The 13,878-nt window shown below is 52.8% G+C and carries 15 protein-coding genes and 2 pseudogenes; 5 read left to right on the top strand and 12 right to left on the bottom strand.

The window, feature by feature from the left end; all coding sequences use genetic code 11:
- Positions 1–714: 714 nt before the first annotated feature.
- From M5C01_RS29995 to M5C01_RS29975, 5 genes and pseudogenes are all read right to left on the bottom strand, one after another.
- Positions 715–957, bottom strand: coding sequence for a hypothetical protein (locus M5C01_RS29995; RefSeq protein ID WP_152742028.1), 243 nt, complete (start codon positions 955–957; stop codon positions 715–717).
- Positions 958–969: 12 nt separating this feature from the next.
- Positions 970–1,469: pseudogene (locus M5C01_RS29990) on the bottom strand (hypothetical protein).
- Between the two features lie 399 nt (positions 1,470–1,868).
- Positions 1,869–2,804, bottom strand: a complete 936-nt coding sequence (locus M5C01_RS29985) for a YeeE/YedE thiosulfate transporter family protein (RefSeq protein ID WP_152742029.1) — start codon at positions 2,802–2,804, stop codon at positions 1,869–1,871.
- Positions 2,805–3,022: 218 nt separating this feature from the next.
- Positions 3,023–3,403, bottom strand: coding sequence for a hypothetical protein (locus tag M5C01_RS29980; protein WP_152742030.1), 381 nt, complete (start codon positions 3,401–3,403; stop codon positions 3,023–3,025).
- A 408-nt stretch (positions 3,404–3,811) separates the two neighbouring features.
- On the bottom strand, positions 3,812–4,099 hold the full coding sequence (locus tag M5C01_RS29975; RefSeq protein ID WP_152742031.1) for a hypothetical protein: 288 nt from the start codon (positions 4,097–4,099) through the stop codon (positions 3,812–3,814).
- A 930-nt stretch (positions 4,100–5,029) separates the two neighbouring features.
- Between M5C01_RS29975 and M5C01_RS29970 the strand changes: the two genes are divergently transcribed.
- Entirely contained in the window at positions 5,030–5,539 is a 510-nt protein-coding gene (locus M5C01_RS29970) for a hypothetical protein (RefSeq protein WP_152742033.1), read from the top strand.
- A 240-nt stretch (positions 5,540–5,779) separates the two neighbouring features.
- Here M5C01_RS29970 and M5C01_RS29965 read toward each other — a convergent pair whose 3' ends face one another.
- The gene (locus tag M5C01_RS29965) at positions 5,780–6,652 is read right to left on the bottom strand and encodes a LysR family transcriptional regulator (RefSeq protein ID WP_248764443.1); all 873 of its coding nucleotides are present in this window, start codon (positions 6,650–6,652) and stop codon (positions 5,780–5,782) included.
- A 103-nt stretch (positions 6,653–6,755) separates the two neighbouring features.
- Here M5C01_RS29965 and M5C01_RS29960 point away from each other — a divergent pair, with 103 nt between their 5' ends.
- On the top strand, positions 6,756–7,148 hold the full coding sequence (locus M5C01_RS29960) for a 4-oxalocrotonate tautomerase (RefSeq protein ID WP_152742034.1): 393 nt from the start codon (positions 6,756–6,758) through the stop codon (positions 7,146–7,148).
- A 181-nt stretch (positions 7,149–7,329) separates the two neighbouring features.
- Here M5C01_RS29960 and M5C01_RS29955 read toward each other — a convergent pair whose 3' ends face one another.
- The 6 genes and pseudogenes from M5C01_RS29955 to M5C01_RS29930 form a co-directional block, all read right to left on the bottom strand.
- Complete coding sequence (locus M5C01_RS29955) at positions 7,330–7,602, bottom strand: hypothetical protein (RefSeq protein ID WP_248764442.1); 273 nt, start codon at positions 7,600–7,602, stop codon at positions 7,330–7,332.
- On the bottom strand, positions 7,599–7,790 hold the full coding sequence (locus tag M5C01_RS29950) for a DUF2158 domain-containing protein (RefSeq protein ID WP_152742035.1): 192 nt from the start codon (positions 7,788–7,790) through the stop codon (positions 7,599–7,601). The genes M5C01_RS29955 and M5C01_RS29950 overlap by 4 nt, the downstream gene beginning before the upstream one ends.
- Before the next feature lie 342 nt (positions 7,791–8,132).
- Positions 8,133–9,128: a hypothetical protein gene (locus M5C01_RS29945; protein ID WP_152742036.1), complete on the bottom strand. Its 996-nt coding sequence runs from the start codon at positions 9,126–9,128 to the stop codon at positions 8,133–8,135.
- 23 nt (positions 9,129–9,151) lie between these two features.
- Positions 9,152–10,252, bottom strand: coding sequence for a hypothetical protein (locus M5C01_RS29940; protein WP_248764441.1), 1,101 nt, complete (start codon positions 10,250–10,252; stop codon positions 9,152–9,154).
- Between the two features lie 3 nt (positions 10,253–10,255).
- Positions 10,256–10,873 (bottom strand): hypothetical protein, encoded by a 618-nt coding sequence (locus M5C01_RS29935; RefSeq protein ID WP_152742037.1) that lies wholly within the window; start codon positions 10,871–10,873, stop codon positions 10,256–10,258.
- A gap of 492 nt (positions 10,874–11,365) precedes the next feature.
- A pseudogene (locus M5C01_RS29930) lies at positions 11,366–11,482 on the bottom strand (integrase); the annotation flags it as partial.
- Between the two features lie 141 nt (positions 11,483–11,623).
- On the opposite strand from M5C01_RS29930, the gene M5C01_RS29925 reads away from it, so the two are divergent.
- From M5C01_RS29925 to M5C01_RS29915, 3 genes are all read left to right on the top strand, one after another.
- Positions 11,624–11,812, top strand: a complete 189-nt coding sequence (locus M5C01_RS29925; RefSeq protein ID WP_152742038.1) for a hypothetical protein — start codon at positions 11,624–11,626, stop codon at positions 11,810–11,812.
- Positions 11,813–12,198: 386 nt separating this feature from the next.
- On the top strand, positions 12,199–13,404 hold the full coding sequence (locus tag M5C01_RS29920; RefSeq protein ID WP_152742039.1) for an ABC-three component system protein: 1,206 nt from the start codon (positions 12,199–12,201) through the stop codon (positions 13,402–13,404).
- The coding region (locus tag M5C01_RS29915) for a three component ABC system middle component (RefSeq protein ID WP_248764440.1) at positions 13,401–13,878 on the top strand (478 nt) is incomplete at its 3' end. The genes M5C01_RS29920 and M5C01_RS29915, both read left to right, overlap by 4 nt.

The raw sequence follows: 13,878 nt of genomic DNA, 5'->3' as shown, positions 1-13,878 counted from the left end.
CAACTGAGCGCGTCTATAGCTACTTTGACTATGACGGAGAGGTCGAACTGCCGGAAGAAGGAGTGGCAAATTTCGGAGGCGCGCCACACTACTTTTGGCTCCGTGAAGGCAGTTCAACACCTGAACATGGAATTTATGACCTTGCGCCCATCGATGTCATCCTACTGGACAAGGTCGTAGAGGCAGAAGCGATCTGGCACGCATGGGACTTGGACTACCACGCAGGGAGAGTGGAACTGGATAGCCATCCAATGCGCTCCGGCGTCAATCTTCATTTCGCGAGTCTCATGCGCGAAATCTCAGCAGCCGCGTCGCGGCTTCGCGCAGACGCGTTTCGGCGCGGTGCGACATTCAGGTCGACCCAAGCGTATCTAGTCCATGCGAGTCAGTTCCAAGGCAAGCGGTGGCCTGTACCAGGCCTTCACTCAGCGACTCTTGAAGTGAGCTGGCTGAACGCCTAGGTTTGATTGCGAACGCGGTTGCACGACCGTTTTTCGGCGAAGCGAACTTCCGCTTCGGGTCGGTCAGCGACGGCCTGACTTCAACCGTCGCTAATCGGCCGATTCTGTTGAAAAAGTCGGTCTCGGTTTTCACAACACGCAGGCGCGAATGGACCTACGGTAGTCAGCCAGCTTCAATCGAAGGCAGGCCCCACTTTTTAAATCGTATTGGCCAAGGCGCTGGTGGATGATGCTGAGTTAGGGATGATGCACATCAGCCAGCCGCCACAAACCTCCGCCTGGTCACGAACAGCCCCGCGCCCACCGGCACGGCAAGGACCGACATCAATCCCATGTCAAAGCCCAGCAACTGAGCCTGGCTCACGGCAATGCAGCCGATTGCGCCAGCCACCACCAGCGTCACCCCTAGCCACTTGCGCAGCGGGTACGGCTTAAGAAACCGATCGAGTAGAAAGGCCAGCGCCACGACGATGATCGTCTGGGTAATTTCGGACATGTGCAGCCCCACTCAGGTCTTGATGATCAGGGATTCGGAAGAGCGCTGTGGGCCAATCCCACCATTGACCTGCGCCTGGATGCTGACGATTACGTCGCCTGCATGGTAGGTGGGCAGAGCGTCATTGACGTACGAGCGCACACCCGCCGTTACAACAGTACCTGCGGCGAAACTGCCTACAGGCCCAGCTAAACCGCCCACAGTACCGGCAGCGCCACCGAAGGCGGAGGCGGCCAGGTTGGCGAGTTTGGTGCGTTGGGCATCTAGGGCGTCGGCCTGTTGCCGGGTCAGCGGCTTGGAGATACCGATCATCATCACGCACGGCAGGTTCTTGGCCTGCATCTTGTCGTACACCTCTACGACCTTGCTGTTGACCTGATAGTGGGCGCTTTTCGCTTCGCCAAAATGAAGCTCGCGCAGGCGGCCGCGCTCGCTGTCGGTGAGGGTGATCTTGAGACGCTAAAAACGATCCCCTGCGGGGTCATGTATTGGAAAGTCCCTTCGACCTTCATTGCACGCATCCTTTCGAGCAAAAGGGGGGATTCTCTACAAACAGCGCCCAAGATACAAACCACTACTTTGCTGGCAGATCGCGGTCTGATGGAAGAAAACCTGCAATTGATCTGCGGCCTCGCACTGCCTGATGAATGCCAAATCGCGCGCCAGAAGCTGCAACGCTCTCCCCCGCCCACTCACCGTACGCAACTAACAGTGGCCTATGAAACGTCCTGTCCAGATCGAACCTGCCCACCCAATTCGGGTAGTTGCCAGCCAGCGGCGCTGTTAGGCCTTGGCCATCAGTCGAGCATGTGCTGTTGGTATGAAATTGAGTGATTTACGCGGCGTCGCCGCAGTGACTTAAATTCTGCAGTTTTTAAAATAATGAATTTCCCAAATCCCAGTAGAAAGTTTCAAGTGGTTGGTGTTAACGAGTTCAGCTTGTACCACGTCTTTTTGCACCACAATGACATCAGAATGCCCGTGGCAATCGACACCAGTGGTATGCTTGAAGCAACACCCAGTGTTGGAAACACCAACAGTATTTGCGAGTCGTTACCGCCGAGCATCATCGAAGCCCCAATCCCCATCAAAATACCTGCCAACAAATGAACACCCGCCTTTGATGGGGCAAAGGCCTCGAAACGGAACGTATTCCTGTACAGGGTAAAACTCAGCATGCCTGCCAGTAACATAACAAACACCGCAATACGCCGGGCGCTGATTGCCATATCGGCTTGCCAGAACATCTGCGAAACGTTGTAAAAGAACACACTAGGTGTCCATAACGGCTCGAACGTATAGAGCGCACTCGTCAATGCACCGAGCAGCATACTGGAGAGCACCAGGTGTTTATTACCATGCACGGCGACCAAAAATATCAGCACCAGCGCCACTACACCGATCAACAGCCAGTAATGACGGCTGGAAATTTCCGGCATCAGAAGGGTTTTCTGTTCGGGCATCATGCGCAGGTAATACCAGAGCACGATCCCCAGCACCCAGCCGATCATCGTGAACAGTTTATTGAAATTGCCGCTGGCAAATCTGGTCAGTGTGCCGACGCTGCAACCGTTGTTCAGTACCGATGCCACCCCGAACAACAAGCCTCCCGCAATCAGTAAAGGATAGGAAATACCAGGCGAGTACAGCGGCAGGCTGACCTCAGAGAAACGATAGAGCGGGGCCAGCATCAACCCGAACAATCCACACGATGTCAGTGCCACAAACAACGTCGGGCGACCAGCCAGCAATTGTTCGCACGCTTTGACAAGACACATACCCATTCGCTGCGAAACCCAGCCGATCAGGAACGCTAATACCAACGCCATCAGTAAAGAGAAAACCATGTTCGTGCGCCACTGCTGATTTGGATGGACCGGGCCTCAGTAGGCATTAGCGTAGCTCTCGATCAGGCGACCTGTGTATCTGACGCGGAAAATTGGGACCGGATGTGCCAGACGCCGTCAGATGCGGAATTTCACGTTCCTGATCTGAGGTTCTGGCGGTCACTCAGGGATGGACTGCCATGCGAGCAGCCTGGCAGAACTGGTTTATTTGGAACGTCTTACCAATTTGAACCGCCAACAGACAGATCAGCGTCGGCCGGGTCGTTGACGCTCACTGCGCCAGTATTACCGTCGTGGCTGATGTACGGGCAGTTCCCTGTCGGTGGAACTGGAAAATTCTGGTCGTTGCTGTAGTCAAATATCCTGCTTTGTCCAAGGTGGTCCGTAATTCTCCAGGTTCCCTTAATCACGCCTTCGTCGGACGTGTACTGGATTTGCGCCGTAGCGTTCGGTGGTAAAATCCATGGCCCGTTTTGAGACTGACCCGAGCCGTCGCCGGAGAACCAAACGTTACCAAATTGATTACCTGCACTGCCATCGGTCACGATTTCAAATGTCCAGCTTGCATCCGATTGGTTGTAGATATGGCGGTCTGTCATGCTAGTTCCTTCTTGGGGGCGGGATCAGTTGACCACTACACGCATCACTGAGGTTCATTGCTTCCATAATGCCGTTTGGCCACCCGAGAGCTTAGCAGCACGTGCGTAGGGGGGCTCTATCTTCGTTCACGCATCCGGTAGCGGCGTCTCTCATATGGCATGGGCGAACCGCATCTGAAGACAAGAACGGCATCATTGGGGAGCCTGCAGAATTCAGAAAAATAACAAATCCCCCCCCTTTAGACATTGACTGATCGTTAAGACTCCCAAGCAGCACAGGGCAAAAAGCCTGAGAGACTGAGTGCTTTGTCGTTGATCAGTTGGCATCACTCAACGAAGTTTTAACGATGCCATTGTCAGCAAGTACGGTTCTGAAAAATCCAACCGCACTTCCCAAAACAGACGCTCCTACCCTTTTGCTATATAGAAAAGCATTACCCACGTCATGCCAATAGTAGAACAAGCAGCCCCCATCAAGACACTGGCGATCTTTCTTATGCCCGCAAAACCGCTAGTTGAAATAAGCTTTGCTATCAGACCTACACTTCCCCCCACCGCTACAACCTGGCGAAAATGGTCTATGGACATCGTCAGGGGATCATATTGCTTACGCAAGAAAAAGCCCGCAAAAACAATCCCAAGAATCACTGACAGCAAGATATATTTCCCGCCGAGTACTGATTTTTTCTCATCCATCTGTGCCCGTCCCAAACCTCTAGTCAGATCATCAACCCACCCCCTTCCTGGCCCGCCCTGCTCCTCGGCATAGGGAAACGTGGGACATATTTATTTTACGCAGAATCCGACCTCGGCTAACCGCAGCCTCACCACAGGGGGACTTCAACCAAAAGCTGATGTCCAGGGCAAAAAATAAATCCGCCACCTTTTCACCGGAACTATTTGACCTAGGCAGCGCCAGGCGGCCATGGCTTTGGATCGGACCTGTCAGGCGGATCATAGAGTTCCTGCTCCCATGCTTCGAACGCAGGCGAGGCTTTGTAGGAGGGATCACAATATTCGCGAATGTATTGCGCGGCTCGAAATTCTGCGTATTTGGCGTTTGTCGGAGCCCCGTACTCGTCAAGTTCTAGAACATTGACAAAAATTGCGTACGCGGTCTCCAGCATGCTCGGCTCCTCCGTCATGCATACCCGGTAGTCAACACCCTCAAGTAGCGGAAGCCCTACTGTGCCGTTCGCGATCCAGAAGCTAAATGTTCTCAGCGCGCCGGAAAACTGCGGACTCAATCTCTTTGGGTAAAGCATGCTGGTTGTTGCTCCAAATCAGCTCAATCTGCATTCTCGGGTTTCACCGTCTGGCAGACAAGCCTCTAGGCCACTTATTGATATCTGAGATGGCGCACCGATCACCACAGACAGCAATCGGCCAAAGCTGGTCGCTCAGGAGTCACTCAAACACAGGGCGAAGAAAGCTTCGCTCATAGCTCAGAATGAACTTCAATTCGGTCGCCTATCCCATTCCAAAGCACCAATATCACTGAACAGACGCTGAATGACGAGTTGAATTCATGCCCAGCAAGAGGCCACCTGGTTGCTCCGTGTAGTCAATGCCACTAGGCTGCGCTGGCCCTCTCAGCGGGCAACTTTGACTTCAAGGGAAGCGTACATGGATCGATTTCTCCGCTTTCACCCCAGGCTGGTACAGCTGGAGCTCTACTGCGTCATCTTTCCGATGATGTGCATTTATACTTATTTTTCCTTCCGCTACGTTCCCCTAATTGCACTATTTGCCTTAGGCTCAGTGTCACTATTGATACTGTTGCTCATCCCGTTGTTCCTGTGGTGGGGGTTGCTCGGGCTGGTTCGTCTGTTCAAACACTTCAGAGATGCGCAGGTCCGGGTTGGCCGGAATACCTGGCTGGGTATCGCCGGCAGTCTCGTTGCCATTTTGTCGATGGTGTTGTGGAAGACAACCGACTGGCAAAGGCTGATGTGGTTGGGAGTTGGCTTACCGTATCTTGCGGTGGTCGCGCACTGGACGTGGCTTTATTGGAAAAAATACCGGCAATCCATCGCAGCAATTAAAGGCTTTCGCTGGGTAGTTGTAGCTGCGCTGCTTGTGACATGTTTTTATGCAGCCACCGCGCCACTAGATATAAATCTTGGCCGGCTTTGAGCGCCGCGCCAGCGGTTAGGAATCTATTTCGTACAAAGCCTGGAAAAACCGTACCAGGGATACGCACGCCCAGACTAAAAAGCCCGCGAACAAGGATGCGTCAGAGGAGTGTCAATTCGCGGATTTGGAGTCCAACTCAGCAATCGCGCCGCCGGCCATTAGATGCAATTTCTCGCTCAACCTTCATGACCACCACCATTGAGCCCCAAACCCGGCGCTTTCACTTCAGAGATGTGTCACTCATCCGCCCAATTTGCTGGCAAGCATTTCCCGCACAGCGCCGACCAAATGAGCCTCGCCAGCACGCGCAGGTAACAGGCTGAACTCAACGTCGGGCAAAGGCGGTAACGGGAAGGCTGGCCGGCAAATCTCTGCGCCCATCGGCACCGCCGAGGTATTCAGGCAAGCGACGCCCAGCCCTGCCATCAGTGCTGATTGCAGCCCTGCCACTCCGGACGCGGAATGGGCAATCACATACGGCACGTTGTGTGCCTCCAGCGTCTCTCGGGTGAGGCGTTGGAGGCTGCATCCCTGTGGCAGCACCAAAAGTGGCAACGCGTTATCTTCTTCATTCCTCGGCTCAAACCCCGAAGCAGATACCCAATGCAATGCTTCCCGACGCACCGGGATGCCCTCGGGAAGGCTTCGGCCATCGAGTATGCGCATTGAAAGGCCGATATCGAAGTCACCCGTATCTGCCCCGCTTTCTATTTGCAGACTCTTTCGCACCGACACATGCAGTCGAAGGCGTGGATAGTTCAGGCGCAGTTGCTTCAACAACTCGGCAATCGAGCCAGGCAAAAAGTAGTCGGTGATCGCCAATCTCAATTCGCCGGCAAACGTCACTCCGCGCACGTCTTCAAGGGCGCGATCACTCAAGGCCAGCAGTTCTCGTGCATGCACCATCAGGCGCTCCCCGGCCGGCGTAGGCCGCACGCCCTTTTTCCCCCGTTCCAGCAGCGTTACCCCGGTGAACGCTTCGAGCTTGCGCAATTGTTCGCTCAACGCTGATTGCGACCGACACAGTCGCGGCGCGGCCTCCGATAGGCTGCCGGATTCCATGGCAACGGTAAAAGATCGCAAGAGATCAAGGTCAAAGGGGCGCATGCTCATCCTGCTGTTTTCCCGATAGATAGATGCATATCTTCCGGCTTTTCAGCAGCAACGCAACTTCTTACTCTGCGCTGGACATTCATTACCCGCAAAGGAGCTCAACATGCCCGGTATAACACTCAAGATTTCTGGCGAGCCGAACCTTGAACTGGTCCACAGCATCGTCCCCAAGATCACCACTCTGACCTGTGAATTACTGGAAAAGCGACCGGAACAGACCCTGGTGATGGTGCAGTTCCTGCCTCATGAACAGTGGTTTATCGACAGCCGCTCGCTGGCCGAACAAGGACGCAACTCGTTCCGCCTGGAAGTCACTATCACGGATGAAACCAATACCAAGGCCCAGAAAGCGCGCTACCACCATGAGGCTTTCGAATTGCTGGCCAAAGAAATAGGCAATGTTCACCCTCACTCAAACATCCATGTGATCGACTGCCGTGCCAGTGCCTACGGCTATGGTGGTTTGAGCCAGGAGTACAGACTCCACCACCCTTGACCCCCGGTTCATCGTGACCGGCGCAATTCGAGCTTACATAGGTATCGATACCTGTCTGATGACTTCAGTGGGATGACCTCCATGGGTCGGAAGAAGCCTTTGAGCGACGATAGCTAGGCCTTGAAATTAAAGAAACCTGGCGAAGAGCATTGGGCGCCATGCTCGGTGCCCAATTATGGACTCAGCCGCGTGCGTTGCGTCCCGGCTCATCCTCAGCAACCCGCCACCGCCAGTACTTATCTGGTCCGACCCATACAACAAAGTCGAGTGTCAGCTTCTTGAAGGCGTTCAGCACAGCGGTGCCCAGCACGAGGTTGCCTTCAGTATTTTCGCGCAGCAGTACCTCAGCGTTGGCCCTGACTATATGGTCGACAACGTCGTCTTGGTAAAGGCACCCGCCCTTTTCGATTTGTGCCAACATCCAGCCAGAAACTGACTCGGCATCAGTAGTCACTTCGGCTCGTCCTCAACCGGCACTAGCGATTCGCCGGGGAAGCGGCCCATCTCCAGTTTCTTGCCTGCGAACCACTGACACTCAAAATTTTTACTATCGCTGCCGTAGGCGCCTCGGACTGTCATCACTGGGCCGCCAGATTTAATCCTCACCAGATCCCCAACCTCGAATAGTGTTTCCTTAGGCATGTCGCTTTCCTTGAGTAGTAGCTAATTGGCATGCCGATAGTAGTCCCATGGCTGAACGAAGCACAACCCGTATGCCAGCGCTGCACAGTCGCGCTTTTATGCATCGTTGATAAGATTCCTTTCGCTGCTGCTTGATGTGCGTCGGCATTACGTCGCATGCAGCCGAATGCATCTGGTACATGTATCGAGATGTGTCTGCCCAGTGAGGATCTCTCAGCGAGCGAGATCGCTGCTTTTTATACCGGTTCTACTTTCAAAGCAATTCTAGCCGCCGCTAGAGCTGCAACCAAACACAGTTCCAAATTAACCTGCAACTGGTAGATATCCCCCTCTGCAATTCTGCTACTCACCCGAGCCAGGGATGAATTGGTTGTACACATCTATCGAACCGGCTTCCCTTCTTAACATGCTATAGCTGCAATAATCCAAAAAATCAGGAAAGTGTCGCTTCCTAATATAGGTCGCGAACTCACTCAGCGCAGCACACGCGTTATAACAGCTATCTGAGACCTTCTTCTGCCAAACTTCCAGCTGCTGATCAAAAAAAACCGCCATTGGATTAGGGTAAGTTCTCTTCCAAGTGCTATTCCAACACCTTTCACCATTTTGCTCAAATGTACCCTCATCATGAAAAACGTTCACAAGCTCATTTAGCCGAGCAACAAGATTCTTAATCACCACGGACTCATCATCTAGGAAGTTCATCGAAAAGAGCTTTGACACTAAGATCGCGATGGCTTTTAAATCTATTACATCCAAAGCCCCATAAGATATTTGCTCATCCATCTCCGTCCATTTCTCGATGGAGAGATTTTCTGACACAGCCTGCGCTGCAACTTTTATCGCCGACGAGTGAGTTCTGCCAATACTATATCTATTAATTAGACGCCGCTGTTGACCATCCTCTAGCTTATAGAATAAATCTTCGAGCCCACCTAAAGTCAGAAACTCTGCATCAACATTACGATCCCGCCCCAACTTCGCCACTCGACGGATAACTTCGGCATCGGCACCCTGATATTTGTCGTTCAGAACAAAAACATACTTCTTTAGCTTTATTAAATAGTGCCAGCTCGCTGCCAGCTTATCGAAGTCATTGACAAGCTTTAGTGAGGCGGCTTTAAGAGTAGCGTCAGTGATCCTTTGCGGCGAATACACCTGGTAAAATGTTCCGGTCGCTCCGACAAACCCGTCATTGCCCCCATCTCTTTGCTGTCTCACAGGACAGAAGCCTGGCACAGCCATTCTCATAAGCTCATTGAAGAAGCTCTGAAATGACAAGTCATCAGACTTATGAAATATCAACTCCAGTTCTAAAGCGAACTTTACATCGCTCATCCTCGCACCACCCCGATACCCTACTATTCGGCAATATAAGATTCACGTAGCGCCTTGAGTGTTTCCAAATCATCAATCCAGTAGCGCGATGTCAGTTCGATTGCAAGATTTTTCCCTAGCTCACTGACTTCATCCCGCAGCAGCTTGATTGAGTTAAACTTAGCTTCCGAGTCAATGATCTTGCGGATTCCATCTGGGGTGTTTAAGCCCATTGTCCACAATTTGCTGTCGATGAGCCGAGTCAATTGCTGCTTTGCCACCGCAACCAAAGCTAACTCGTTGTACGCCGGAACCGACATAGGGCTGCTTTCGAAGTGGTACACCAACCCTGCAATTTCATAGCTATTTATCAGAATAGCTGTAGGATTATCACTGTCTGCTTTCAGATTTTTGAGCATACGAATAATCTTCTTAGCTCCACCGCGCGTGCATGTTTCTTTCTCGTTTATTTTATCAATATGAAGAAATGGTCTATTCAGAAATGTATTATGAGTGTTTTTCTGATAGATCTTAACTTCGCGATCTCGCTTATTTTGGCTAGCCTGATAGGTAGCTGAGTCATGCCAATGTGAAGGCACCACATCCACGCTTCGCGCTAGGCTTCCTCCAGACAGAGCTATCGCCTTATCTTTGGTGATATCAACATCGGCAGCTGGATAGGCAGCTTTTAATGCCACCTCAAGCGCCTTCCGCAGAGCAGCAAGCTGATCGATGCCGCTAGGGCCAACCCAATCTGAATAAGCTGTAGTGTTAGCCCTGACGCCCTGAGCATCTATAGTCAAATATTGACCTAACAGCACCAAAATGTCGATGTCGCTAACGCCTCTAATGTGGACGTTTAGCGGGACAGAACCCTGATATTCAAATTTTATATCTCGGTCGATCCTGTTGGATATCTGGCTTTTAACCCTCTCGCCTTCAGCAACAGAGTTTCTGGTGTAGGTTGGATCAACCTCCTGCATGATTCCCAGCGCGTACTTCGCCCACTGCTTGATCGAGCGGGTCTCAAATTTTTCTGAACGATTACTCGCCGTTGCATAAGCACTATCCATCACAACCGTGCTACTGCTGCCACGACGCCGAGATTTCAGGTCAGCAAGCCTACGATTAACATCCTTTGCCATTATCTATTTCCTTGTAAATGTCATGATGCCAGCGGTGCCACGCCCTTTAGCAGTGAAATAATCCCCAGTAGAAATTTTGAGGCCTTTAGAAAATCTCATTTCACTGTACCCCTGATGGGCATTGAGATGCGCATTGCCGGGCTTAGGCTTATTATAATAACTGTACATCAACATCCAGCAGCCATCAGGCTCAGGAATCAATGCTACCGACAGGCTATGAGAAACGGATGACCTGGTTTCTAACCTGACTCGAATTTTTTCCCAAGTTTGAGATATGGTTACATCACCCTTCCAATCTTGAGTGACGGTTCCATCATCATTAAGTGTCTGGCCGACGCAGCCCCAATCTCCAGCAATATTGGGAACTTGAGCCAAGAAGCTCAACGGCCGCCAGCCGTACTTATTGAAGAACCAGTGAAGAGCTGTATAAGTCAGGCTTGCGGTGATTGGAATCACCAGAAAATACTTACTCCAGTCTGGCAAGCCCAACTGCGCCATCAGATCGGATAGCCCGATCCCAATAGCCGGGAGAAAGGAGACAACTATCGTGGCTAGCATCCCTAGGTAGCGCCCGATGGTGCTTCGGCGATGCCCAATTACCGAGTACTCATGATCCTGCATGCCATCCCTCGCATCGCAACTCCGTTGACCGAGTGAGGATGATAGCACTTTGGAATTGAGCGTTCTCGAAACTAGATCTGTGTCGTGACCCGCACACGAACGGCGGCTCGGGATTCAAGGCTTGCTTTAACCACGCTCACGACCCTATGGATGCTGGTCTCTGGCGGAGGCAGTGAGGTCATCCAGTTCCTCAGACAAGGCCTTTAAGGCTTCTGGATCTGTACCGCGCTCGGTTTCTGCGAGGGTCAGGGCCACCAGCGCGGCGTCATTTAACCCCAGCTCAGCTGAAAGGCTTATAAGCATTAGAAGCGTGGGGACGTTTTGTAGCCTCTAGCCTGAGGCTTCCACAGAGAATTTTACTTAACCGATTACGAGAGAGATGGCACGGGCAAGACATGCTGGGGCACAAAAAGGCGGTATCTGCTTCGCAGCAATGTGTGTCGGCTATGGGTCGGATAGCGACGGTCTAGCATCGACCGTCGCTATAGATGGTCAGACTTCCGTCTGTTCCGCCATTTCCAGGGCATCATCGACCTCGATTCCCAGGTATCTGACGGTGCTTTCAAGCTTCGTATGACCAAGCAGGAGTTGGACAGCTCTCAGGTTCTTTTGGCTTCTTGAGACACGAGAAGGAAATTACCTCGTTGGTAGCTTCAAACGTGGAGGCGGGCGACGGAGTTTTCTTGAGTTGCTTCGTTCCGGTGAACGTCTCCAATCTGAGGATTGAATGTTCTGGGGGAGTGGAACTGCATGGCAGCTGATGAACGCTGGACAGTTGCTCGGGCAACGAGAAATTTCGATGAGTTGCTAGAGAAGGTAATCATGACGCGTAAACCGGTTTTTATCGATGGTCAGCAAAGGAGCGCAGTGCTGATCTCGATCGAAGAGTGGAACGCCGTCCAGGATGAGCTCCGCCCCCGTGTTCTGTCAGACCTCTGAGAAATCGCTTGCTAGAAGTGCCAATCCGATGAGAAGAAGGCCTCCCTGCGTCACCCTCCCCCTCGCGCTGGAGCTGGAGCTGGAGCTGGAGCTGGGATTTTTCCTGACCGTGAAGTCCTTCCAATCCCAACTGATGACTGACGGGGTAAGTAACCACCAGAAACAACACCACACCGGTCACATCCGAGACGGAATGCTGGTAGGTCTGGGTGAACGGAATTCCGTTGCCGATGGGGTCATTCCGTGTCACATCCGCCCATCGAGAATCCTCAAAGTTATGGCCAAATGACATCTTCGCCGGTACATTCCTTAACCCGTTGCGCCATGGAAAGAGGAATGGGGGCACGGCCCCGCCGTTACACGGGTATGGACTGAGAGATAGAAGGATGAAAGATCCAGATGCTAGCCCCAGCGCAGCGGGGTATGGCTACCAGTATGAACGCGCGCTGTACCGTATCTTCACGGCACCCAATGCGCAGACTAGGTTTGGCATTGAAACGGCTGATGATGTTGAAGAGATCAGCCAGACAGCGACAGGTTCTCGGCGTGTGTCAGAACAAGCGAAGCTCTCTGTTCAGCCTCGCAAAAACCCACTGCAAGACAGCAGTAAAAACCTGTGGAAGACACTCCGCATCTGGTTGAACGGGTTAGCGGCTGCCCGGAAGGAGCATGAGGAGTTGCAATTCCTCCTCGTCACGAACCGCGTGCTTAAGAAAGGCACGCTGGCCATGCGGCTCTCTGATGCCCTTTCAAAGCAAGATGTGGCAGACGCGGTCGTTGCGCTTCGAACGCATGCCGCCGGAATGACAGGCAAGCCTGGCGAGATCGCTCGGGATGTCATCGCGTACTCGGACGCCGACTTGGCATTTCTGATCGAGCACATGTCCATTGAGGACGGCCAGCTCAATGCTCAGATGAAGCAGCGGGTGATCGCGTCCCTCCACCTCCCCGAGGATGCGGTAGCGAATGCTGAGGACATCTACCATGGTCTGGTCGGTTTCCTGTTCGACCATTGCCAAGAGACCTGGGTAGCCCGAAAGCCTTTCTGGACGACCGCTCAGCCTTACTACAACAAGCGTCAAGCGCTCGTTGAAGCGTTCATGAATGGCCCTTGGGAACCTCTGCCCTTCGAGAAAACCGAGTTCGCAGAGTGGGCCGAGAAGATCGACCCCGCGGACATGCTTTTCGTGGAGCAACTCACCAAAATCAACGTGCCGAAAAACCTGCTGATGAAGCAATTCGGCTTCTACTGTGCCGCCTACTCTGAGCGCATCCGCCTTCTGGAGTCAGGTGGAGTTCTGTCCAAGGACTTTGATCTGGCTGAGCGTGTGCTCAGTGACCGTTGGGAGGCGATCAACGACCGCCACCAGTTGGACAACATGACGTCGCTGGATGACTACGGCACGGCTGATTACAAATCTGTGATGACCAAAACCTTATTTCCAGAAACCTTTCCCATGAAGGTTGGACGGGTGAACTCCACGGCTCAGTACCTGTTCAGCGGCACCTATCACAGGATGGCCAACGCCGATGGAACACATTCGCCCATCCATTGGCACCGTGACGCACCGACCTCGGAGGATGAGTCATGAGTGAGGTGTATCTGGATCATCAATTGATCCACAACTCGTCATTGGCCTGCTTTCTTCTGACGCACTTCATAGTCGAATACCAAGAGGCAGGGCTTGGGCAAACCCCGGATCTACCGAAACTGATGCTGGTGCTGCCCTTTGTGTGGAATCAGCGCTCACGCGATGCGTTGAGCCCGCGCACTAGCCGCTCCACCCTGGGTGCAGTGCTCAGGGAGACCCCGGTGTTGAAAATTGATCTGCAGCGAAGGGTGTCCGCCCATGCGGCTACCACCCTACAAGGGCTCAATCTCGCCGTATCTTCGCGTCTGGTTGGAAAGATCAGCTCCAAGGGGAGTGAGACCAGCTTCCAAGTCCTAGTCGATCGTTGGCCACGAGGCATCAAGAACACCATCCCCGCGGCCATGCTGCAGACCACTGAAAAACTGGCGAAGTGGTTTGCCACCGACACGACAGAAAATCTGTACAAGCTCTTGT

This window comes from Pseudomonas sp. MWU12-2319 (assembly GCF_023242525.1).
GTDB classification, from domain to species: domain Bacteria; phylum Pseudomonadota; class Gammaproteobacteria; order Pseudomonadales; family Pseudomonadaceae; genus Aquipseudomonas; species Aquipseudomonas gingeri_D.
Note: the sequence above shows the minus strand (reverse complement) of the source record. Positions and strands in the feature narration are given on the sequence as shown.